At 45.2% G+C, this 23999-nt stretch carries 23 protein-coding genes and 2 tRNA genes; 21 read left to right on the forward strand and 4 right to left on the reverse strand.

Annotation, left to right across the window (positions count from 1 at the left end):
- Positions 1-26 precede the first annotated feature (26 nt).
- The 4 genes from Q9R23_RS01010 to Q9R23_RS01025 all read right to left on the reverse strand — a co-directional run bounded on the left by Q9R23_RS01010 (position 27) and on the right by Q9R23_RS01025 (position 3636).
- Positions 27-1106 carry a GGDEF domain-containing protein gene (locus Q9R23_RS01010; protein ID WP_290754768.1) on the reverse strand — a complete coding sequence of 360 codons (1080 nt, stop codon included), beginning with the start codon at positions 1104-1106 and terminating at the stop codon, positions 27-29.
- 98 nt (positions 1107-1204) lie between these two features.
- Positions 1205-1774, reverse strand: coding sequence for a 5' nucleotidase, NT5C type (locus Q9R23_RS01015; RefSeq protein WP_251137900.1), 570 nt, complete (start codon positions 1772-1774; stop codon positions 1205-1207).
- A 99-nt stretch (positions 1775-1873) separates the two neighbouring features.
- Positions 1874-2983 carry a flavodoxin-dependent (E)-4-hydroxy-3-methylbut-2-enyl-diphosphate synthase gene (gene ispG, locus Q9R23_RS01020; RefSeq protein ID WP_035409173.1) on the reverse strand — a complete coding sequence of 370 codons (1110 nt, stop codon included), beginning with the start codon at positions 2981-2983 and terminating at the stop codon, positions 1874-1876.
- A 167-nt stretch (positions 2984-3150) separates the two neighbouring features.
- A complete protein-coding gene (locus tag Q9R23_RS01025) occupies positions 3151-3636 on the reverse strand; it encodes a hypothetical protein (RefSeq protein ID WP_290754772.1) in 486 nt (161 codons plus the stop codon).
- A 207-nt stretch (positions 3637-3843) separates the two neighbouring features.
- Here Q9R23_RS01025 and Q9R23_RS01030 point away from each other — a divergent pair, with 207 nt between their 5' ends.
- From Q9R23_RS01030 to Q9R23_RS01130, 21 genes are all read left to right on the forward strand, one after another.
- Positions 3844-5487, forward strand: coding sequence for a Na/Pi cotransporter family protein (locus Q9R23_RS01030; protein WP_311246263.1), 1644 nt, complete (start codon positions 3844-3846; stop codon positions 5485-5487).
- A 126-nt stretch (positions 5488-5613) separates the two neighbouring features.
- Positions 5614-5687 (forward strand) — tRNA-Met (locus tag Q9R23_RS01035).
- An 11-nt stretch (positions 5688-5698) separates the two neighbouring features.
- Positions 5699-5772: transfer RNA gene (locus Q9R23_RS01040), tRNA-Ile, on the forward strand.
- 116 nt (positions 5773-5888) lie between these two features.
- Positions 5889-7349: an alpha-amylase gene (locus Q9R23_RS01045; protein ID WP_311246264.1), complete on the forward strand. Its 1461-nt coding sequence runs from the start codon at positions 5889-5891 to the stop codon at positions 7347-7349.
- 93 nt (positions 7350-7442) lie between these two features.
- Positions 7443-8051, forward strand: a complete 609-nt coding sequence (locus Q9R23_RS01050) for a superoxide dismutase (protein WP_035409166.1) — start codon at positions 7443-7445, stop codon at positions 8049-8051.
- 133 nt (positions 8052-8184) lie between these two features.
- The gene (locus Q9R23_RS01055) at positions 8185-10257 is read left to right on the forward strand and encodes a peptidoglycan D,D-transpeptidase FtsI family protein (protein ID WP_056060174.1); all 2073 of its coding nucleotides are present in this window, start codon (positions 8185-8187) and stop codon (positions 10255-10257) included.
- Between the two features lie 226 nt (positions 10258-10483).
- Positions 10484-11428 (forward strand): PstS family phosphate ABC transporter substrate-binding protein, encoded by a 945-nt coding sequence (locus tag Q9R23_RS01060; protein WP_290754778.1) that lies wholly within the window; start codon positions 10484-10486, stop codon positions 11426-11428.
- An 89-nt stretch (positions 11429-11517) separates the two neighbouring features.
- Complete coding sequence (pstC, locus tag Q9R23_RS01065; protein ID WP_035409160.1) at positions 11518-12459, forward strand: phosphate ABC transporter permease subunit PstC; 942 nt, start codon at positions 11518-11520, stop codon at positions 12457-12459.
- A 1-nt stretch (position 12460) separates the two neighbouring features.
- Positions 12461-13369 carry a phosphate ABC transporter permease PstA gene (gene pstA, locus Q9R23_RS01070; RefSeq protein ID WP_311246265.1) on the forward strand — a complete coding sequence of 303 codons (909 nt, stop codon included), beginning with the start codon at positions 12461-12463 and terminating at the stop codon, positions 13367-13369.
- A gap of 95 nt (positions 13370-13464) precedes the next feature.
- Positions 13465-14241 carry a phosphate ABC transporter ATP-binding protein PstB gene (gene pstB / locus Q9R23_RS01075; protein WP_052019099.1) on the forward strand — a complete coding sequence of 259 codons (777 nt, stop codon included), beginning with the start codon at positions 13465-13467 and terminating at the stop codon, positions 14239-14241.
- 18 nt (positions 14242-14259) lie between these two features.
- Positions 14260-14922, forward strand: coding sequence for a phosphate signaling complex protein PhoU (gene phoU / locus Q9R23_RS01080; RefSeq protein ID WP_035409154.1), 663 nt, complete (start codon positions 14260-14262; stop codon positions 14920-14922).
- A gap of 107 nt (positions 14923-15029) precedes the next feature.
- A complete protein-coding gene (locus Q9R23_RS01085) occupies positions 15030-15761 on the forward strand; it encodes a DUF4912 domain-containing protein (RefSeq protein WP_290754784.1) in 732 nt (243 codons plus the stop codon).
- Between the two features lie 32 nt (positions 15762-15793).
- A complete protein-coding gene (locus tag Q9R23_RS01090; protein ID WP_311246266.1) occupies positions 15794-17977 on the forward strand; it encodes a 1,4-alpha-glucan branching protein domain-containing protein in 2184 nt (727 codons plus the stop codon).
- 104 nt (positions 17978-18081) lie between these two features.
- Entirely contained in the window at positions 18082-18231 is a 150-nt protein-coding gene (rpmG, locus tag Q9R23_RS01095; RefSeq protein WP_012369771.1) for a 50S ribosomal protein L33, read from the forward strand.
- Positions 18232-18288: 57 nt separating this feature from the next.
- Complete coding sequence (locus tag Q9R23_RS01100; RefSeq protein WP_311246267.1) at positions 18289-18834, forward strand: 5-formyltetrahydrofolate cyclo-ligase; 546 nt, start codon at positions 18289-18291, stop codon at positions 18832-18834.
- Positions 18828-19607 (forward strand): DUF92 domain-containing protein, encoded by a 780-nt coding sequence (locus Q9R23_RS01105; RefSeq protein ID WP_290754790.1) that lies wholly within the window; start codon positions 18828-18830, stop codon positions 19605-19607. The genes Q9R23_RS01100 and Q9R23_RS01105 overlap by 7 nt, the downstream gene beginning before the upstream one ends.
- Positions 19608-19772: 165 nt before the next feature.
- On the forward strand, positions 19773-20729 hold the full coding sequence (locus Q9R23_RS01110) for an L-lactate dehydrogenase (RefSeq protein ID WP_214854896.1): 957 nt from the start codon (positions 19773-19775) through the stop codon (positions 20727-20729).
- 255 nt (positions 20730-20984) lie between these two features.
- The gene (locus Q9R23_RS01115; protein WP_214854898.1) at positions 20985-21494 is read left to right on the forward strand and encodes a GNAT family N-acetyltransferase; all 510 of its coding nucleotides are present in this window, start codon (positions 20985-20987) and stop codon (positions 21492-21494) included.
- Positions 21495-21654: 160 nt separating this feature from the next.
- A complete protein-coding gene (locus tag Q9R23_RS01120) occupies positions 21655-22692 on the forward strand; it encodes a M42 family metallopeptidase (RefSeq protein WP_290754794.1) in 1038 nt (345 codons plus the stop codon).
- Positions 22676-22879 carry a YqgQ family protein gene (locus tag Q9R23_RS01125; protein ID WP_035409139.1) on the forward strand — a complete coding sequence of 68 codons (204 nt, stop codon included), beginning with the start codon at positions 22676-22678 and terminating at the stop codon, positions 22877-22879. The genes Q9R23_RS01120 and Q9R23_RS01125 overlap by 17 nt, the downstream gene beginning before the upstream one ends.
- An 83-nt stretch (positions 22880-22962) precedes the next feature.
- Positions 22963-23913: an ROK family glucokinase gene (locus Q9R23_RS01130; RefSeq protein ID WP_214854902.1), complete on the forward strand. Its 951-nt coding sequence runs from the start codon at positions 22963-22965 to the stop codon at positions 23911-23913.
- Positions 23914-23999: the final 86 nt, after the last annotated feature.

Below are 23999 nucleotides of genomic sequence, written 5' to 3' on the forward strand. Positions count from 1 at the left end.
AGAGAAGTGGCTTTTTCATACAGTATTTATGATTGATATAGTCGATATTGATTTCGACCTTGTGTTTTTGCCTCATACAAAGCAGCATCTGCTTGCTTGAAGACCGTTTCAGCGGGTTGATGATGAGCGTAAGCAATTCCAGCAGATACCGTGATCGATACAGCGTGATCCTGCATGACAAATGGCGTTTGTTGAACGGCTGCCACGATTGTTTCTGCTAAATGAATAGGTTCGTAAAGGTCACAATCTGGAATGATGACGATGAACTCTTCACCGCCATATCGACCAACTGTAACAGGTGCGGGACAACGTTCATTCAATACAATCGAAAAATGGCGCAAGACGGCGTCGCCGCCGGCGTGACCATGCGTGTCATTCACACTCTTGAAGTGATCTAAGTCAAACAAGATGACGCCCCAAGAAGCTCTGTTTTTTTCAAGCGTCGTGACCTTTTCCAAAATGACATGTCGATTCGCAAGCCTTGTTAATTGATCGGTCGAAGCGAGATAGGATTGATAAGAGTAAAGAACAAAATGTTGTTGCAGGAGTAGTGACAAACGATAAAACAAAACGGCTCCGCCAATCGTTAAGATGAAATAAGGAATATAAATCGTCCTCCAGGCATCTACAGGGGAATTACTCGTAATCAGTCGCCAAAGAACAAGTAGAGAACCGACTGTCACGATGGCGGTAAAAAAATATCCTTGCCGTGTAATGAACCGACGCCAAATAAATGACAGCATCAAAAAACCGAGTAGCGTCATGACAGAACTAAGTAGGGCATTTATAGAATCGCCATTATCGATTAACAAACGATAAATCAGAAGCATTAATTCCGTCACTGTGATACTGATGTTACCACCGAATAAAGCGGATAAAGCGAGAGGTAACAAACGCAAGTCAATCAGTGCGCCGTTTAAATCGATCGCATGATGCATAAGAAGAATACCGGTGATCCCATTAGCAAAACCAAAATACAGCCGAGTAGACATCATCGAGTCGGGTTGAATCGGTAAACGATCACGAAGCAGATAAAAGGCGAACGTAGAAACGAGAAAAATAATACAAATATTAATAAAAAAGATATTCACTGTAGCAAGCATCATGAAGCACTTCCTAGTTTAAAATTTAAAACGAAAAGCATTGTAAGATATCTCAGAGTTCAATAACGTAAAAAATGGAAAAAACAGCCTAATCGGCTGTTTTAACGAATCGGTGCAAATTTTTGAATCTCTTGAACGGCCTCATTCCATGAAGCGACACGAATAACATTATTCGGTACGGCTTTACGGTTATAAGGTGCGTCGAACAAAATCACAGGGATGAATGTATCTTCTGCGATCTGCACAGCATTCTCTAATCGATCTTCCATAAACAAATCGAGTGATAAATCACGGACGACTTGTACTTTGTCGTGTGATCCCGTCATGATTAAGGAATCAAGAGGAAGTTCATGTTGTTTGATCCACTCTTCAGTTACAGGACGAACGAGTTCCGATCGTGCTGTCACGTAATGGAGATCATATTGCTTCCGCAAATTCCATAAGTGGTGGCGAACATGTTCTTGAGGGATGGACTCACGATAAATTCCTGTCTCGTGACCGGAGTTCACCATGTAGTCCCAAAATTCGATTTGATTCATATCCGTATACGTATGCAATTCATATTCAGACGCCTGATTGAAGTCAATCGACGTTCCGAGATGTTTATTCATGTAAGTGAAGCAAGAGGATGGATGTGTGATCGTTCCATCGATGTCGATTCCAATTTTCATTTACAGTCACCCACGTTCTAAGAATTTTTCTTCACTTAGTATAACATAGTCGAAATCGAGATACGAAAAAAGACTCCTCATCAAAGAGGAGCCCCTATCTTATACGTGATTTGCTTTTTCGGCTTCTTTTTCAGCCTGTTTTTCGAGGACGATGGCATCAATCTCTTTTTTCAATTCTTCGACCATTGTTGCTTCTGGTACTTTACGAATGATTTCTCCGTGACGGAACAACAATCCTTCGTTGCGAGCGCCGGCGATACCGATATCGGCTTCACGTGCTTCACCAGGACCGTTGACTGCACAACCAAGAACAGCAACTTTGATGTTCGCTTGGATATTTTCGATGTAGTCTTCGATTTCTGCAGCGATCGACATCAAATCGATTTCGATCCGACCACATGTTGGACATGAGATCAATGTCGCCGCGTTGGCTGCGAGACCAAATGATTTCAAGACTTCTTTTGCGACTTTTACTTCTTCGACAGGGTCTGCTGAAAGAGATACACGAACCGTGTTTCCGATTCCGCGTGAGAGGATCGCTCCAAGTCCTGCTGCTGATTTTAATGAACCAGAACGAAGTGGACCCGATTCCGTAATCCCGACGTGAAGTGGATAGTCAAACGATTCAGAAGCAAGTTGATATGCTTCAAGCGCCAACTGAACGTCTGATGCTTTCAATGAAACGATGATGTCATGGAAGTCGAGATCTTCAAGGATCTTGATGTGGTGCAAGGCACTCTCGACCATACCACGTGCTGTTGGATAACCGTATTTTTCGAGAATGTGCTTTTCGAGTGAACCAGCGTTTACCCCAATCCGGATTGGGATGTTTTTCGCTTTTGCTGCTGTCACGACGGCTTCGACTTTTTCGCGGCGACCGATATTACCTGGGTTGATCCGGATTTTATCGACGCCAGCTTCGATCGCCATGAGCGCGAGTTTATAGTTGAAATGGATGTCTACGACAAGCGGAATGTTGATTCGGCTTTTGATTTCTGCAAGTGCGAGCGCATCACGTTCTTCTGGACAAGCGACGCGGACGATTTGGCAACCAGCTTCTTCAAGACGTAGGATTTCAGCGACTGTCGCTTCGACGTCGTGTGTTTTAGTTGTCGTCATACTTTGGATGATGACTTCATTATTTCCACCAATGACAAGGTCCCCTACACGAACGGGACGAGTCTTAGAGCGATGGACCATTTTCGGCATATCGAAAATCTCCTTTTGTGGCATACCGCCATATTGTTTATGTTTACCTTTTCTATCATATCGAACTATTCCCTAAAAATCGAGAAACAAGAACGAAAATCGAACATTTACAATTGTTTAATGAAAGTAAGGCGTCCGTCAATCCGTCGGACGCCTGATTTTGATACTCATCGAGATTTACGTGACGCGCGAGGTTTCGGGGAACGGGCGATCCATAATGGCGCCAACGTGTAAACGAAGTGCCCGAGGATAAGTAAAGCGACTCCTATTTGATGATGCCCCAATTGGTAAAGAAGCATGCCAAGGGGGAAGGTCCATAGATTCGTTGCAACTGTGTAAGGGAACGTCTGACGATATGCCCATGTGCGGGGGAGTAACAGACGAACGAATCCTTTCGTCAGATATGCCATCAAGAGCAAATACAGCAAGACGGCAATAGCGATGAAGATGAAGTGAAGAACGAACCAAATCACGATTGGGATATCTTTTTGTAAAAAGAAGGAATCAATAATCGTCGTCCACAGTGAAATCCAAGCTAATCCACAAAAATACAAAGAAACATCTGCTAGGCGAAGGCGTAAAAATGAGCGATTTGGAATTAGCGAAGTGTGTAAGTAATTAATTAGTTGACGTAAAAAAGACAAGAATATCACTCTTTCCGTTGTTTTATAACAGGTTTTTTTGGTTGACTTTTTGTTGATGAATAAAGGAAATATTGTAGTGGTACAGATTAATAAAACCTTAATAATTGGATGTCGGGAAAACTATTTACAAGTTCATTGGACCTTTACATAATAGGGGAGTCGAAAAAATAAACTTTACAAACACATCAATCCACATCAAATAAAGGAGCTGGCAAGATGAACTATGATTTGCAGGAAATGATTTTTACCTTCATCGGTGGACTTGGGATTTTCCTTTTCGGTATTAAGTATATGGGAGATGGTCTCCAAAAAACAGCGGGAGACCGATTACGTTATATCCTCGATAAGTATACGACGAATCCACTATTAGGTATCTTAGCAGGTATCGTCGTCACGATATTGATTCAATCGTCATCCGGTACGACTGTCATCGTCGTCGGACTCGTGAGTGCAGGTCTGATGAATTTACGACAAGCAATTGGTGTCGTCATGGGAGCGAACATCGGTACGACGATCACGGCCTTTATCATCGGCTTCAACGTTAAAGAAGCGGCACTTCCGGCAATCGCCATCGGTGCTTTCTTGATCTTCTTCTTCAATAAAGAACGTGTTCAGTATATCGGACAGATTTTCTTTGGTTTCGGTGCATTGTTTTACGGTCTCACATTGATGGGGGACGGGATGGCTCCGCTCGAATCAAGTGCCTGGTTCCGAGAGTTGACTGTCTCGATGTCGGATAACCCATTGCTTGGTGTATTCGTGGGAACTATCTTTACAGTTCTTGTTCAGTCGTCATCTGCGACGATTGGTATCTTACAGGAGTTGTATGCTGGTGGCATGATCGATATCAAAGCGGCACTACCGGTCTTGTTCGGTGATAACATTGGAACAACGATTACGGCAGTACTTGCAGCACTTGGTGCGTCGATCGCAGCCAAACGGACAGCCGCCGCACACGTCATCTTCAATATCATCGGAACAATTTTGTTCTTGATCGCATTACCAGTGTTCTCAAGCTTCATCGCATGGATTACAGACGCGCTTGGTTTAGAACCGAAAATGCAAATTGCTTTTGCACACGGAACGTTCAATGTCGTCAACACATTGATTCAATGTTGGTTCATCGCACAAATCGCATGGCTCGTTCAAAAAATCGTACCAGGTACGGATACGACGATCGATTCAAAACCGCGTCATCTCGATCAAAACATCTTAAATCAATCTTCTGCGCTTGCCTTAAACCAAGCGAAACTTGAAGTTTTGCGTATGGGTGAATTCTCGAAAGACGCACTTGCGAAAGCGCACCGTTACACGCAATCGCATGATAAGAAGGATGTATCGGAATCAGAGCAGATTGAATACGCGATCAACCACTTAAATACAGAAGTCACGAGTTATCTTGTCAAAGTAGCCGCACATGATTTATCAGAGCGTGAATCAAATGATCATTCGCTACTGATGCATGCTGTCAATGACTTCGAGCGGATCGGTGATCATGTCGAGAATATCGTTGAATTAATCGACTTCCAGATCGTCAACCGGATTCAGTTCACCACATCTGCGAAGCGAGAGCTTGATGAGATGTATGTCCTGACACAAGAGATCGTCGCTTGTGCGATTCGCGCCGTCGAAGAAGATGATGTCACGCTTGCACGAAAAGTTCTTGAACTTGAAGGGAAACTTGATGCACTCGAACGTTCATTCCGTAAACATCATGTACTTCGCGTGAATGCTGGTGAATGTACAGGACAGGCGGGAATGATCTTCGTTGACTTACTTTCAAACCTTGAACGAATCGGCGATCACGCTGTGAACATCACGGATCTCGTCCTTGAACAGCGGACAGCATTAACGAACTAAGCGTAGACGTATTTTATAACAGCTGATTTCGAAAAAAATGAAATCAGCTGTTTATTTTTTTGAAATAGCATATTGACAAGTTTCGTCACATCTCGTAATCTAATAAGAGTAAGAAACATACATCATGGCGGTGTAGCTCAGCTGGCTAGAGCGTACGGTTCATACCCGTGAGGTCGTGGGTTCGACTCCCTCCGCCGCTACTATTACTTAAGGACCCTTAGCTCAGCTGGTTAGAGCTGACGGCTCATAACCGTCCGGTCGCAGGTTCGAGTCCTGCAGGGTCCATTTGGTGGAACGCTTCTCGTTGAAAAACGGGAAGCGTTTATTTTTGTTCGCTCAGGGAATAGTAAAGGTATTGTAATAATATTCATACTATAGTAACTAAGGGAGAGCGAAGAGAGATGGAACGTAACCATACGATGATGCAGTTTTTCGAGTGGCATGTAGAGAATGATGGAAAGCACTGGCAACGTTTGAAAGAACGAGCGCCTGAATTGCGTGCTGCCGGCATCACGTCCGTGTGGATTCCTCCAGCATCGAAAGGTCAGTCGGATGAAGATACAGGATACGGCATCTATGATGTCTACGACTTAGGCGAGTTCGATCAAAAAGGAACGGTCCGGACGAAATATGGCACAAAGGATGAGCTGGTCGAAGCAATCGAAGTTGCCCATGAGAACGATATCGCTGTTTATGCGGATGTTGTCATGAACCATAAAGCTGCAGCAGACGAACTCGAGACGATTAAAGTAGTGGAAGTCAATCCAGAAGATCGATCGAAAGAAATTTCAGAAGAGTTTGAAATCGATGCGTGGACGAAGTTTACTTTCCCAGGTCGTAATGGAAAGTATTCGGATTTCGTCTGGACGCACGAATTCTTCAATGGAACGGATTTTGACGCACGCGAAGAAAAAACAGGGATCTTTAAGATTTCCGGAAACAATAAAGATTGGAACAACCAAGTAGATGATGAGTTCGGCAATTATGACTATCTCATGTTTGCAAACATCGACTACAATCATCCGACGGTACGGGAAGAAATGATCCGTTGGGGACACTGGTTCAAGGACACGATCGATTGCCAAGGCTTCCGTCTTGATGCGATCAAGCATATCAACTATGAATTTGTCCGTGAATTCGCGAAATCGATGATGGAAAGCAGCGAAGGCGATTTTTACATGGTCGGCGAGTTTTGGAAGTCAGATCTCGACGATTGCCGTCATTTCCTGGACAGTGTCGACTACACGATCGATTTGTTTGATGTTCCGCTTCATTATAAATTCCATGAAGCTTCCAAGCAGGGAGAAAAATTTGATTTAACGACATTGTTTGCGGATACGCTCGTCGAGTCGCATCCGACGAATGCCGTGACGTTCGTCGACAATCACGATTCACAGCCTGGCGAGTCGCTAGAATCATGGGTGGATGACTGGTTCAAGCAACATGCCTATGCAGCGATCTTGTTACGTAAGGACGGATATCCATGTGTCTTTTATGGGGATTACTATGGCGTCCAAGGACCGACCCCTGTCGAAGGGAAAAAAGAGATGATCAATGCCCTGCTCTATACGCGCTATCATAAAGCATACGGAGAACAACAGGATTATTTCGATGATCCGCACTGTGTAGGCTGGGTCCGTCTTGGTGTCGATGAAATCGAGAACTCAGGTTGTGCCGTGTTGCTTTCGAACGCCGACATGTGCGAGAAACGCATGTTCGTCGGTGAAGAGCGTGCGGGTCAAGAATGGTTCGACTATACGAACCATCAAGATCATCCAGTCGTGATCGACGAAGAAGGATTTGGTGTCTTCCCGGTTCCGGGCGGAGGCGTCTCTGTTTTTGCTCCGCGAGAAGTCGAGTGAATCCGAGGGTCTTGACTTGCGTCAACACAGATACTTTTGCTAGTCTTAAAGGGTATTGAAGTTTTCGAAAATAGCACAAAGGGGGACATGAACATGTCAAAATTTGAATTACCAGAACTCGGCTACGCTTATGATGCGCTTGAGCCACATATCGATGCTCGTACGATGGAGATTCACCACACGAAACACCACAACACGTATGTCACGAACGTAAATACGGCGCTTGAGGGTACAGAACATGAAGGAAAGTCACTTGAAGAACTTCTTCAAAACTTGGATGCTCTCCCAGCAAACATTCAAACTGCAGTCCGTAACAACGGTGGCGGTCACTGGAACCACTCATTCTTCTGGAAGTTGTTGAAGAAAAACGATGGCGCTGCTCCAACAGGGGAACTTGCAACAGCAATCGACGAAGCATTCGGATCATTTGATGCATTCAAAGATGCGTTCGCAAAAGCAGCAACAACTCGTTTCGGTTCTGGTTGGGCTTGGTTGATCGTTGACGGTGGAAAATTGGCAGTCGTTTCGACTCCAAACCAAGATACACCAGTCATGGAAGGCAAAACGCCAATCCTCGGTCTTGATGTTTGGGAACATGCATACTATCTCAACTATCAAAACCGTCGTCCGGATTACATCAATGCATTCTTCAACGTCGTTGATTGGGACCACGTAGCGAAGCTTTACGCTGACGCGAAGTAATGGAAAGAAGTGTATCGTTCAATTGTGAACGATACACTTTTTTTAATGCGGAAAATCATGGGATAGGTTGTTATGGAAAGTTTCCTTCTATATAATGAAACAAGATGACTTTTGAACGATAGGGGAGTACGCCATGGCTAAACGAATCACCGTACGAGGAAGACGGCGTAATCATCTGCCGCTTCGTCTGAATTTAATGTTCTTCGTCGTTTTTTTATTGTTTGCGATTTTGATTTTCCGTCTAGGAGTCGTTCAAATCGTCAATGGTGAAAAAATTTCGCGGGAAGTCCAAAAAACGGAGATGACTGCATCAAAATATGAAGTACCACGTGGTAAGATTTATGACCGGGATGGTCGCCTGCTTGTCGACACAATTTCTAAATACTCCATTGTATATCGTCGCGCACAATCGACGAAAGTAGATGAACGTATTGAAATCGCGCAGCGTCTTGCAGCAATCATTGATCTGCCTAAAAAAGACTGGAAAGTCACGGAACGTGATATCAAGGATTTTTGGGTCGCGACGAACACGGAAGAGTCGGATCGTCGTTATCAAGCAGCAGTGAAAAAGAAGTATCCTTCAACGGAAGCACAAAGTAAGCTTTCGATTGCGGAACAAGATCAAATCCGTCTGGATGCGATCACGAAAAAAGATATTGATTATGATGACAAGACAATGGAAGTCATTGCGATCAAACATAACATGGAAGTCGGTTACGCACTTGATCCACAACTCGTCAAGCTCGGTGCGTCTGCAAAAGAGATGGCAATCATCGATGAAAATTTAGAAGATTTGAAAGGTGTATCGGTTGAACCGTTTTACGAACGCTCTTATCCGTATGAAGGAACACTTCGCAATATCTTCGGAAAGTACTCGAAGATTCCGGCAGAACAACAAGCGGAGTTCAAAGCAAAAGGATATAGTTTGAATGATCGTGTCGGGACTTCGTTCCTTGAGCAACAGTACGAAGATCTTCTGCGCGGGAAACCGGCATACGATGTGTACGAAACGTTTAATGGAGAACCGGTCGGTGATCCAAAACGTGAAGAAGGCGAGTCCGGGAAGGACCTCGTTCTAACCGTTGATGCGGAATACAATAAAAAAGTAGATCAAATCATGCAACAAGCGATCAAAATGGGTCGTGGCATGGGTAGTCGTTATTTAAAAGAAGGATATGCCGTCGTCATGAATCCACAAACTGGTGAGATTTTAGCGATGTCAGGTCAAAAACTTGATCCTTCGACTGGGAAGTTCACGGATGTAGCGATTAATAATGTCTTGACGTCTCTTCAAATCGGTTCAACGATCAAGGGTGCGACAGTTGCGATGGGACTACAGGAAGGTGTCATTCGTCAAAACGAAGTCATCAACGATGCGCCGATCACAATCGGAGGTACAAAAAAAGGATCATATGTTAACATGGGACCGATTACGGATTTAACGGCGCTTGAGCGCTCGTCGAACGTCTATATGTTTAACATTGCGATGCGGATGGCGAAATATCCGAGCAATGGGATTGCTGGTGCGAGCGTGGATGGAGCAGCTGCCATCATGCAGAATTACTATAGTCAGTTCGGTCTTGGGGTGACGACAGGTGTTGATTTGCCTTACGAAGCAAAAGGTGTTCAAGGGACGCCAGACCGTGTCACGTTGTTGATGGACCGAGTCATTGGTCAGTACGATGCCTTTACGCCGCTTCAAGTCGCGCAGTACATTTCAACACTTGCCAACGGTGGTTATCGAGTTCAGCCTCACTTCTTAAAAGAAGTATTGGCGTCGAACTCGATTGAAAAGGGTACGAAAAAAGTCGATTACAGCTTTAAAACGAATTATCTGAACCGGATTGAAGTCAGTCAAGATAATATTGATCATGTCCGGGAAGGGTTGCACCGTGTTGTAAAAGGTGAGCGTGGTACAGCCAAAGTTATCGCACAAACTGGAATCGATGCTGCAGCAAAAACAGGTACTGCACAGGTCAGTGTCTATGGGGATGACGGAATCGCCTTACGTGACGGAAGCGGGCAACCGGTTCGTTCATTGAACTCGAATCTTGTCGGTTGGGCACCATATGACAATCCAGAGATGGCGTGGGCCGTGTTCCTTCCTTACATGGAGCAAGAGACTGTTAACTCGAAAATCGGTCATGATCTTGTCAAAGCGTACTTCAACGTTAAGGACGTACCGTGGCAAACTAAGCCAAATTAACTAGAAACTAAGCGAGAGTGAGCAATCACTCTCGTTTTTTTTGTTTGTATTGACCTTTTTTTGTAATGGATTTCGAATTGTAAACACTAAAAAACACGCCTTTACAATTCTTTTACGTTGGATTCATTTCGTTTTAATAGTTCATCCGTAGTATAAGTCTTGTAAGGAAAACGGATAAAAAGTCGTAGCATCGTCAGCGACATACTTTCGAGGAGGAAAATTAATCATGTCTTGGATGAAAAAAACAGCACTCATTACAACGGTAGCATCAATCGCAGTAGTGGGGGCAGCATGTGGTAACGATAAAGGCGGTTCTGCTAGTTCATCTGATTTAAAAGGGAAAATCGCAATCGACGGTTCTTCTACAGTCTTCCCGATCATGGAAGCTGTCGGTGAAGAATATTCAACGGAACAACCTGACGTAAATGTCACAGTCGGTGTCTCTGGTACGGGTGGCGGATTCAAACGCTTCGTCGTCGGTGAAACGGATCTCTCGAACGCATCGCGTGAAATTAAAGAAGAAGAAGCAGCTGAAGCTAAGAAAAACAACATCGAATATACAAAACTTTCACTTGCATATGATGGTCTAACTGTTGCAGTCAGCAAAGATAATACATGGGTAAAAGAACTCTCGCTTGATCAACTCGAAAAGATTTGGCTCGACCCAAACGTTAAGACTTGGAAAGATGTTGATTCTTCTTATCCGGCTGAACCACTGAAGTTCTTCAGCCCAGGGAAAGATTCAGGAACATTCGACTTCTTCTCTGAGAAAGTACTTGAGAAGAAAGACATGCGTAAAGACGTTCAACTGTCTGAGGACGATAACGTACTCGTCAAAGGGGTTGAAGGAACGAAAGGTGCGATCGGTTACTTCGGTTATGCCTACTACGCTGAAAATAAAGATAAGTTAAAAGAAGTACCACTTTCAGCTGAAGGAAAAGATGCTGTCGATCCAACACCAGAAACAATCAAAGATCTATCTTACCCGTTGTCACGTGAAATCTACACGTACGTCAACAACAAATCATTGAACGATAAAAAACAGGTGGCAGACTTCGTGAAATTCGCGAACGAAAACGCTGGAGATTTAGCTGAAGAAGTCGGTTATATCAAAATGCCACAAGATCGTTACGATGAAAACACAAAAGCAATCGAAGATGCAATGAAATAATCATCGAGTCATGAGGATGGCCCAACCGGGGAAGTCTGTACCGGTTGGGTCCCGTTCTCATGTCAAGAAGGAGTAGGGAGCGAAGAAGGATGAATTCAACACCCAATAAATCGGTTCGCGAGCTGATTCAACAGAACCGACAGCAAAAATTCAGTGTGAAAAACGTCATGGAACGCATCATGCCGATCGTTTTATTTCTGTGTGCGTTCGTCTCGGTCGTTACGACCATCGGCATCATTCTCACGTTAGTCATTGAAACCGAGCATTTCTTTGAAGTCGTTCCGTTCAAGGAATTTTTCGGCAGTACGAGCTGGTATCCACTGAACTCTCAACCAGAGTATGGGATTTGGCCGCTTGTCGTCGGTACACTTGAGATTACCGTGATTGCGATGCTAGTTGCCGTGCCGATCGGCCTCACGTCTGCGATTTATTTAAGTGAGTATGCGTCAGACCGTGCACGCCGTATCTTAAAACCGATTTTAGAAGTCTTAGCTGGTGTTCCGACGATCGTTTTCGGATTCTTCGCGTTGACGTTCGTCACACCACTACTCGTTAAATTAATTCCAGGCATTCAAATCTACAATGCGCTCAGTCCGGGGATCGTCGTCGGAATCATGATCATTCCAATGATCGCCTCGATTTCTGAGGATGCGATGAGCTCTGTTCCTAAAAAAATTCGTGACGGTGCGCTCGCTCTTGGTTCGACACGTCTTGAAGTCGCATTAAAAGTCGTTGTTCCCGCTGCCTTGTCCGGAATCATTGCTTCAATCGTACTCGGAATGTCTCGGGCAATTGGTGAGACGATGATCGTGACGATCGCTGGTGGTTCGAATCCGACAGCTGCTGTTAATCCACTCGAGCCGGTCCAGACGATGACTGCGTATATCGTTCAGGTCGCTTTAGGCGATGCTGGATTTGGAACAGTTGAATATTACAGTATCTATGCGGTTGGTACGCTCTTGTTCGTCTTTACGTTATTGATGAACTTACTCGCGAACTGGATCACACGCCGCTTCAGAGAGGAGTATTAAGATGGCCTTACCAGAAAAACAACTTGTCACAAAAAAATTCATCGACCCGGTCGCAGTTAAGAAATCCATTAGCCAACGCCTCGTCGTCAACAATGTAACGAAAGTCATTTTCCTCGTCGGTCTGTTTTTCGGTCTCGTCGTCTTAGGTATTCTCCTATTCGGCGTCATCCGTGACGGTGCTTCGTGGTTATCACTTGAATTTCTACAAAACGCACCATCTCGTCGTGCGGAACGTGCCGGAATCTATCCAGCGTTAATGGGATCGATCTTCTTGATGCTCCTGATCATCCCGATGATTTTCATCATTGGTGTTGGAGCAGCAATTTATTTAGAAGAATATGCAAAAAAGAGTCGGATGACATCGTTCATCGAGGTCAATATCTCGAACCTCGCAGGTGTTCCGTCGATCGTCTTCGGATTACTCGGATTAACGTTCTTCGTCCGTAATATGGGCTTCGGTTCGACGTTGATTGCTGGAGCTTTGACACTCGCATTGATGAGTCTTCCGGTCGTCATCGTTTCTTCTCAAGAAGCAATTCGCGCCGTGCCACAAGCGATGCGCCATGCATCACTCGCACTCGGTGCATCGAAATGGCAAACGACGTTCAAAGTCGTTCTTCCGGCATCACTTCCGGGAGTCATTACAGGAATCATCTTAGCTGTATCCCGAGCGATCGGTGAGACAGCACCGTTGATCATGGTCGGAGCTGCCATTTTCATCGCCCGTGCGCCAGAAGGGATCTTCTCAGAGTTCACGGCATTACCGATTCAAATCTACAACTGGACAAGTCGTCCACAAGCGGACTTCCAAGGTCTTGCAGCAGCAGGAATCATCATCTTGATGGTCATTCTCTTGACGATGAACTCGCTTGCGATCTGGATCCGGAACCGATTTTCTAAACGCTATTAATCGAACGAGATAGAAGGGATTTCTTTTAAGGAGGAAGACAGATGATGGATACGAAGCTGAATACGAAATCAGTCGTCACAGAAGGGGCAGAGCGTATGAACCAACCAGTAGTAGCACGCGAGAGCGTCTATAACGTTAAAAATTTAAATTTATGGTACGGTGACGATCACGCGCTTAAAGATGTCAATCTTGATATCAAAAAAAATGAAGTTACGGCAATTATCGGACCGTCAGGATGCGGTAAATCGACATTCATCAAAACATTGAACCGGATGGTCGAACTCGTTCCGATCGTGCGGACGAATGGTGTCATTGAGTATCACGGACGTAATATCTTTGAAAAAGAGTATGGTGTTGAAGAATTACGGACGTCTGTCGGAATGGTCTTTCAGCAACCGAATCCATTCCCAAAATCAATTTACGATAACATCGCATATGGTCCACGTGTCCATGGCGTTAAAAACAAAAAAATCCTTGATGAGATCGTGGAACGTAGTTTACGCCGAGCAGCGATTTGGGATGAAGTCAAAGATCGCTTAAATGAAAATGCCTATGGTCTTTCGGGTGGTCAACAACAACGTCTCTGTATCGCTCGTTGCCTCGCGATCGAGCCGGATGTCATTTTGATGGATGAGCCGACATCGGCACTGGACCCGATTTCTACATTAAAAGTAGAAGAACTCGTCCAAGAGTTGAAATCGGACTACTCAATTATCATCGTCACGCACAACATGCAGCAAGCTGCACGTGTATCTGACAAAACAGCATTCTTCTTGAATGGTGAAGTCGTCGAGTTCGATCAAACAGACCGGATCTTTGGAAATCCGACCGACAAACGGACGGAAGATTACATTTCAGGACGATTCGGATAAGAAGGGGAGACGAGACGAATGGCAGCGAACCGTACAATTTTTGGAGAAAACCTTGCAATACTCGATCAAAAAGTCTTTTTACTAGCACGAAAAACGATGCAACAAATCGCAACGACAGCAGAGGCGCTCGAAAAATATGATCAAGATATCGCACGTGGTGTCATTGCGAACGACAATGAACTCGATGATCTTGAACTCGAAATCAACGATGATGCGATCCTCTTAATCGCGAAGCAACAACCAGTTGCGACGGATTTACGACGGATCATCACGGCGATGAAGATTTCATCGGATCTTGAACGGATTGCAGATTATGCGGGGAATATCTCAAAAGCGGTTCTACGTGTCGAAACATTCCCGTATGTCATCGATATCTCGTTGTTGAAGGAAGCGTTCGAGACATTACTGGATATGACGGAAACTGCAATCGTCGCCTATCGTGATGGAGATGTCGAAAAAGCAAAAGCACTGTCTGATCTCGATAACGTCATTGATGAGACGACATATAAGGCACTTCGCCAGTACATGCGTCATATGTCACTTCAGCCGATCGTCGTCGATGAAGTCATGCAATTCACGAATATTTGCCGCTACATCGAGCGGATGGGTGATCATTTGACGAACGTCGGAGAGCATCTGATCTATCTCGAAAAAGGAAAACATTATGATTTAAACGGATGAATCAAGTAGGCAGGAGGAATTTCCTCTGCCTACTTTTTTTGTAAAGGGATTCGAAACACGTTTGTAGAATAGGAAAGAAGTGAATAATGACAGAGAGGTGATTGGGAATGGGAATGCTTGAGCAAATCATTAAAATGAAGGAACAAGGGCTGACAACAAAACAAATCGCAGCTCAATTGGATACGACTGAAGGAAAAATCAAATATGCTTGGACCAAATATCGTAAATCGTTAACAGAACAACCTTCTGTAGCAGCGCCGAAAGTAAAATCAAAAACGGTCAAGCAGACGAAAAAGTCGACTGCACCGGTATTAGACGTCGTACCGTCTGTGCAAGTGGTACCTTCGCTCGAACGCGACGCGTTTGGAATGGCGACACATTACGAGGATGATATCCTCCATGCCATCGTTCAGTCACCGACAGCGTTATACGTCTACTGGGAATTATCTGAACTGTCGAAACAGTTGCTAGAGACGCACTATCACACGACGTTTGATTCGTTTCGTAAAGAATTACGCATCATTGATGTCACGCTTGTTGAATACGAACAAGGACAGGCAAATCGGACGTATCAATTCGAGCTACCGGAAATGACGAATGCTTGGTTCGTTCGACCAGTCGCCCCGAATACTACATACATCATTGAATGGGGCATTCAAACGATCGACGGGGACTTTGTTCCAGTACTGCGTTCAAAACCAGTCGAGACGCCACGCGACGAACCGGTCACGGATGGACGGTTCGCGGAAGTCGTGCATCATTGGCAATACGGAGAGGTCGAACAACCGGAATGGGTCGAGGTATTACGTCCTTATTCCTATTTCGATCGCGTCCGGTAATGGAATTAGAGAGAGGGAAAGGAAGAGAAGCTATGCGAAAAGGATATTTTTCACTCGTCTTACATGCACATTTACCATATATCCGTCATGAAGAGGCGCATCGTCTAGAAGAACGGTGGATGTATGAAGCGATTTCAGAAACCTACATCCCATTATTGTGGGAGGTCGATCGCTTGTCACGTCCGCTCGACTGGACGGTCAGCATTTCGCCACCCGTCATCGAGATGCTTGCCGATCCATTGATTCAAGAGCGGTATATCGAGCATATCGAGGATACGTTACGTTTGATTCGCCAGGAACTAAAACGAGAGCTTGCTCAAAAGGAACGAGATGCGCTTCTTTTCTATCAAGACCGTTATCAAGACTTATTGAATACGTTCCTTCACTGGGAAAAAGATTTGAACCGCGCATTCCGTCATTACAAGGAGCAAGGTTATCTTGATTTGATTACCTGTACGGCGACGCACGGATTCAGTCCGCACATGTTGTCCGAACAAGCGGCACGTTCTGAAATTCAGACAGGATTGAACTGTTTTGAACGTCATTACGGATTCCGTCCAACTGGTCTTTGGATGCCAGAGTGTGCGTATACGCCAGGACTTGACCGTATTTTGTACGAAGAGGGCATTCGTTATACATTCGTTGACGAACATTCAATCTTAAACGCGGATCCGTCACCGAAACACGGAATCGGAGCACCCGTCTATTCGCCGCACGGTGTGGCACTCTTCCCGCGTGATCAAATCATTTCCGGAAAAATCTGGAGCTCTGTCATCGGATACCCGGGTCATCCGGATTACCGCGAGTTTTATCGTGACCTTGCGTACGATCGAGAGTGGGATCAAATCGCTGAGTTCATGCACCCAGAGGGACTACGTTATGATACAGGGTTGAAATTACATCGCGTAACAGGAGAAACGGATCAAAAAGACTATTACGTCCGTGATTGGGCATGGCAACGGACAAGTGAGCACGCAGCAGACTTCGCACAAGCACTCGGTGAACATTTAGATGCGCATCAAGGACAAAACTTCCCACCATTCCTTGTCACAGCACCATTTGATGCCGAATTGTTCGGTCACTGGTGGTTTGAAGGTCCCGACTTCCTCGGTAAAGCGATGGAACGTTTAGAAGATCAAGGAATTGAGTCGATTTCACCGGCGATCTTCCTCGAACGTCACTTCCAAGACATCGACACGGCACATGTCGCGATGGGAACGTGGGGACGAAAAGGCTACGCGGAAGTCTGGATCAATGAACGGAATGACTGGATGATTCGTCATCTCCATCAACTTGAGAAGAGACTAGCAGGTGTCGTAGCCCGAAATCGTCATCAAGATGCGTTGACTGTCAAAGCAAAGCGTCAACTCATTCGAGAATACCTCCTCGCTGTCTCGAGCGACTGGCCGTTCATCCTCGATGGACAGACGACAGCTCAATATGCTGCGAATCGTTTCCGGGAGCACATCCTACGTTTTGAAGAAACGGAGCGTCGCCTGGATGCTGAGGAGCTGACGGTGGAATGGTTGGATGATCGATATCGCGAATATCCTTTCCTTCAAGATTCAGATATTGAACCGGATGTCTTCTTGACAGCACATGATTACTACGTGGCAGTGAAGCGTGAGAAATCTTGGAATACGGACGCCATCTTGTTGTTCGTCCGACAATATGATGCGTCAGACCGGCCGGCTTCGGAGCTCGCTCGACGACTTGCTGCTGCTGGTGAGAATGTCTATGTCGTCACGGAACATCCAGAAGCGTATCGATTTGAAGAAGGTGTTCATGTTTACGGAGTGCAAGTGACGGGTCTACCGCTCGTTCAGACCTATAACCAACTGGCGGCACTAAATTTAGCATTCTTACGCCAAGCGCAAGCCTTGAGTAAGATCGTTGATTTCGCAGTCATCCACAACTTCAACATGGAGACCGCATCAGCTGCCCAAGCTATCGCGAAGATGAAAGAGTTGCCACTCGTAAGTAACGTCTACGATGTCGAAAGTGAGCGTTCTCCTGATCGTTCAGGTGGTCTGGTCGTTGCCTTAAAACGACTTGAAGGAGATGCGTTGCGCCAATCAGCGGTCGTTTATCTAGAACGAGAAGAGTCACGTCACGGGGTGGAACAAGAGTATCACGTCGAAAAGAAGCCACTGCGTTTTGAAGAGAACCTTGAAAAACCATATCAACACGTGACGAATCCGAAAAAGAACGGATGAACAGTTGCAATTCCTTTCCTTTCTTGGTACGATACTTGAGTATGCTTAACCTTATGTAAAGCAAAATCACTTGATACATCGAGAGCTAGATAGGAGGGAATCCCATGCGCGTTAAAATCACATTAGCTTGCACTGAAACTGGTGACCGTACTTATATCACTAAAAAGAACAAGCGTAACAACCCAGAGCGTCTTGAGTTGAAGAAATACAACCCACGTCTCCGTAAGCACACACTTCACCGTGAAGTGAAATAATTGAGATGGAAGCCGTCACTTCGTGTGATGGCTTTTTTTGTGGAAAGGAAGACAGTCATGAACAAACAAGAAGTACGCCGTCTGATCAAAGAAAGATTAGATGTAATGGAGAATCGTACGGAGAAGGAACGGTTGATTTACGAACATGTTTTGTTGTTGCCTGAGTGGCAACAAGCGACATGTGTCGCGATCACATTAGCTTTTCGAAATGAATGTGATACAAGAATGCTGATTGAACAGGCGTGGCAAGAGGGCAAGACGGTCTTGATACCAAAAGTAGTGGGAGACGAGATGGTCTTTTATGAACATGGACCAGAAGATCAACTTCAAGCAAATCAGATGGGAATTGCTGAACCGACCGCTTCAGCACGTCGGGCTTCACTTGCTCAAGCAGAGCTTTGTCTCGTTCCGGGTCGTGCCTATCGACGGAACGGATATCGTTTAGGGTGGGGAGGAGGCTATTACGATCGTGCACTCGTGACCTATGCAGGATGTAAAGTATCGATTGCCTTTTCCGAACAACTTCTTTCCGATTTTGAAGTAGAAGCCTTTGATATCCCCGTTGACCTGATCGTCACTGATTTAGAGGTCATCCGATGCTGAGCGCGACCATTTTGTTTTGTCTATTGCTTGCTTGGACCGGACGATCTTTTCATTTATTGACGACAAGTGGTGCGATCATGACCCTGCTCGTCGGTAGTGGTGTCTCATTTGGATTTGGATGGCAAGGATTAGTAGTACTCTTACTATTCTTTGGTAGCTCGAGCTTGTTATCGAAGGTTGGACGATCCAGAAAACAATCGGTCGACTCCATCGTTGAGAAAGATGGCGCGCGTGACGGATGGCAGGTTCTTGCGAATGGAGGGGTAGCGTTCGTTGCTGCCTTAGCGTATGCCATGACGATGGATTTTGCGTATCTCTTGTTATTTCTATTCGTCATCGCAGCATCGAATGCTGATACGTGGGCATCCGAAATCGGGCCGCTCTCAAGACGTGATCCGTGGTCGCTCAAAACGTTACAGCGGGTACCAGCAGGGACGAGTGGAGCGATGTCGCTAATTGGAACGGTCGGTACGATTGCAGGAGCTGCATTCATTGCGGTAGCAGCGCATTGGATATTTTCTCTTTCTTTAAGAGACGTCTTACTCGTAACAAGCATCGGTGTACTCGGGAGCCTACTGGATACACTATTTGGAGCAGTAGGGCAACGCGTTTACCGATGTTCGGTTTGTGGGGAATACACGGAAAAGCGAGAACACCATGGTCAACCGACCGTTTACGTTTCAGGCATTCGACTTTTAGGGAATGATGCTGTCAATGTCTTAACAAGTGGTTTAGCGAGTGGAATCGGGTTTATCATCATTCGATTCTGGTAACTGGAAAGTATATGAGTGTGTAATTCCTTATGTTAGGATATCAATGACACAAAATGGACAAATGTGATTAATTTCACATGATACAAAGAATGTGAAAGATGTTACAATTTATTTGTGAGATAGTTAACAAACTTTTAGGACGAATGAAAGGGTGGACATAACGATATGGAATTACATGCGAAAGTGACACGGGTAGCCCTCATTGGAGCTGGTGCAGTTGGTTCAAGCTTTGCTTATCAGATGTCAACAGCTGGACTTTGTGAAGAACTTGTCATCATTGATGTCAACAAAGCCAAAGCAGAAGGCGAGGCAATGGACTTAAACCACGGAACACCATTTAGCTCTTCACCGATGCGAATCTGGGCTGGAGAGTATATGGACTGCCGAGAGGCGGAGGTCGTCGTCATCACGGCGGGAGCTCCTCAAAAACCAGGTGAGACGAGACTTGATCTCGTCGCAAAGAATGCATTGATCATGAAAGAAATGATTCGTCAGATTATGGATTCCGGTTTTGACGGTATCATCGTCGTGGCTTCCAATCCTGTCGATATCATGGCACATCTGGCTTGGAAGTATTCCGGTCTTCCAAAATCACGCGTATTTGGATCAGGAACGGTACTCGACACAGCACGTCTGCGTCAAATGCTTGGAGAATACTTTCACATCGATTCTCGCAATGCCCATGCCTACATTCTTGGAGAACATGGAGATACGGAATTCGCTGCCTGGAGTAATAGCCGTATTTACGGAAAAACGATTGATGAACTGCTTGCTGAGGACAATCGTTATTCTCAAGCAGACCTTGATCAAATCTATATCAACGTTCGGGATGCTGCCTACCATATCATCGAACGTAAAGGAGCAACTTATTATGCGATTGGACTTGGACTTGTTCGAATCGTGCGTGCCATCCTTGGGAACGAGAACTGTTTGTTGACGGTCGGGGCATATGTGGATGGGCAGTACGGGATTTCCGGCATTCACATCGGAGTACCGGCGATCATCAATCGTCAAGGTGTGCGGGAAATCATTGAAGTCGCGTTGACGGAAGAAGAAATGAAGAAGTTTCATCATTCTGCTGATGTATTGCGTCAGACGCTCGAACCTGTCTTGCAAGGTTAACGGCGCGAAGCATGACGAAAACCTCATAAATAGAGAGCTTAAAAACTCAAATGGTGATCCTGTATCTTAGTGTCCACCTTTGAGTTTTTGTTATGAGAAAAAAGAAGAGGCAAACATCACTACTGTATTTAAGTGAAATTAAAGAGAAAAAATCTAGGTTTTATTTTACTAGAAAAAGGTTAAGTAAGAGATAGAAGCGTTTTTCCGTTATTTTTTGTACGTCATGAAACCCAAAAAAGGAGAGAATCGACAGTCATGTATACTTTTCGAAAATTAACTAAAGAGGATGCAGAACAATACTGGAATCTACGCCTTGAGGGATTAAAGAATCATCCAGATGCTTTCGGTCATTCGTTTGACGATGAACAGCAAACCCCGCTCCGCGAAGTACGAGAAGGTCTAGAAGGAGAACCCGACTCCGATGAGATTTGGCTCGGTATGTTCGACGGCGATGTATTGTTTGGGTTTGGTCAGGTCAAGCCATACGAACTGTCACGTGAGTCGCACAAAGCGATGATTTCCGGAGTATATGTTTCGCCTGAATATCGTGGAGGGACCGGTCGTGCTCTAATGGAGGCCTTGATCGACGAGGCGAAGAAGTTACCAGACGTTGAGCAAGTCATTCTTGCCGTATTGTCAGGAAATGAAGCAGCGCAAAGTCTTTACGAATCGCTCGGCTTTGAAGTATATGCCGAAGATCCAGACTCTGTAAAATTAGAAGACGGCACATACCGCGATGATATTTGGATGAAAAAATACGTCTAAGTTCATTATATGGTGTGGACAAAAAGCTGTAGCAAAAAAGTGCTACAGCTTTTTCGCGTAGTGCATATAGGATATCAGTACCGACAAAGAATGAATATTTGTTATCATGAAAACAAAGCGGATAGTACGGTGTAGTCCGATTGAAAGGGAGCGAATGAACATGAAAGAAGTCATACGTACGATTGAAGAGCTGGTCTCGATTCCAAGTCCGACAGGTTCGACGAAAGAAGCGATTACATATGTAGAAAAGCGTTTGGTTGCAGACGGGATCACGTATCGCAAACTTGAAAAGGGAGCGATCTTAGCGACTTTGCCTGGCGCTTCAAACCGAACACGATTGCTGACGGCACACGTCGATACGTTAGGTGCAATGGTAAAAGAGATTTTGCCAACGGGGCGACTCAGTTTATCACAGTTAGGTGGGTATGCTTGGACAGCGATCGAAGGAGAGAACTGTCTCATTCATAAGATGGACGGTCAAACGATTTCCGGTACGATTGTTTTCCATCATTCAAGTGTCCATACGTCACGCGAGACGAATAAAACGGAACGGTCCGCTGATAATATCGAAGTCCGACTTGATATTCGTTCGACGACAGCAGAAGAGACGCGGGTCGCGGGGATTGAAGTAGGAGACGTCGTGACGTTTGATCCGCGTTTCCTCTATACGGAAACTGGGTTTGTGAAATCGCGCCATCTCGATGATAAAGCATCGGTTGCTTTGTTGCTCGAATTGATTAAAGAATGGAAAACCATCGACCTGCCACACACGGTCCAGATCCTGATTTCAAATTACGAAGAGGTTGGGTTCGGTGGAAATGCTGGATTCACGGAAGAAGTCGCAGAATATATCGCGGTCGACATGGGTGCGTTAGGAGATGGTCAGCACTCTGACGAATTCACGGTCTCGATTTGTGCAAAAGACGGTTCCGGTCCGTATGACTTAGGGTTACGTCATCAGCTAACACGTCTAGCACAACGCAATAGTATCCCATATAAAGTTGATATTTATCCGTTCTATAGTTCGGACGCTTCGGCAGCAGTGCGTGCGGGCCATGATGTTCGACACGGACTATTTGGTCCGGGGATTGAATCGAGCCATTCTTACGAGCGAACACATGAGACGTCATTACAAGCGACCTATGATTTGCTACATGCGTATGTAAAGGAGCCGATGGTCGATGAAGACACTGTATGATGTACAACAGTTACTTAAGACGTACGGAACATTCATCTATCTAGGAGATCGAGCATCAGATATTGCGATGATGATGCTCGAACTTGATGAATTGCAAGAAGCAGGCGTTTTAGAGCAACGTCAGTATGATTCAGCAAAACTCATCTTACGACATGAGTTAAAACGTTCACAATCCGATAATGTTTAAGGTTGCGCAACCCTTTGCGCAATACGAGTGTGTCCGTTAAAATGAACAAGTAGACATTATATGAGCATAGGGGAGACAGAGCAATGAAATGGTTACTCGGCATTGATATCGGTGGAACGACAGTGAAGATGGCAATTTTGGATTTACAAGGCATCATCGTGGAAAAATGGGAGATTGAGACGGTGATCCTGAATGATGGGGCACAAATTCCAGGAGATATTGCAAAATCATTCTTTGAGAAGTGTCAAGAAAGCGATAAACGACCAGAGGATTTCGTCGGAGCGGGAATCGGCGCGCCGGGATTCATCGACTTCAATACAGGTGTCGTCGAAAAGGCGGTCAACATCGGTTGGCATAATTTTGAACTCGTCGGTGAATTCGAACGTTTGACAGGTTTACCGGCAGTACTTGAAAATGATGCAAATGCAGCAGCGATCGGTGAGATGTGGAAAGGTGCCGGTAGTGGCGCAACAGAATTACTCGCTGTCACACTTGGTACGGGTGTTGGTGGTGGTCTAATCACGAACGGACAAATCGTTCACGGTACGGTCGGAATGGCAGGAGAAATCGGTCATATCACGATGTTGCCTGAAGGTGGCGTCCTATGTGGATGTGGACGTAAAGGATGCCTTGAGACGATTGCTTCAGCAACGGGTATCGCCCGTCTTGGTCTTGAGAAACGTAAAGGACAAGAAACACTACTGAATGACATTAAAGCAGTGACAGCGAAAGATGTATTTGAAGCATATGAGAAAGGCGATCGTATCGCAACGGATGTCGTAGAGGAAGTGACGTTCCACCTCGGACTTGCGATTTCGAATCTAGCAAATAGTATCAATCCGGAAATCATCGTCATCGGTGGTGGTGTCTCGAAAGCAGGTGAAACACTGCTTGCACCACTACGTCAGCAATTTGAACGGTTTGCGTTACCCCGTGTCTTTGGATCAACGACGTTCAAGATCGCTGAACTCGGAAACGATGCTGGAGTCATCGGCTGTGCATGGCTTGCTAAGCAAATGTTCTTGAAAAAATGATAATATTCAATTTCAATGAAAGGTTCGCTCCGGCGAATCTTTTTTTTGTTTACAAACGTATAGTAATTGTGTGATTGTTAAGTATC

Source organism: Exiguobacterium sp. BRG2 (assembly GCF_031844245.1).
In the GTDB taxonomy this organism is placed as follows: Bacteria; Bacillota; Bacilli; order Exiguobacteriales; family Exiguobacteriaceae; genus Exiguobacterium_A.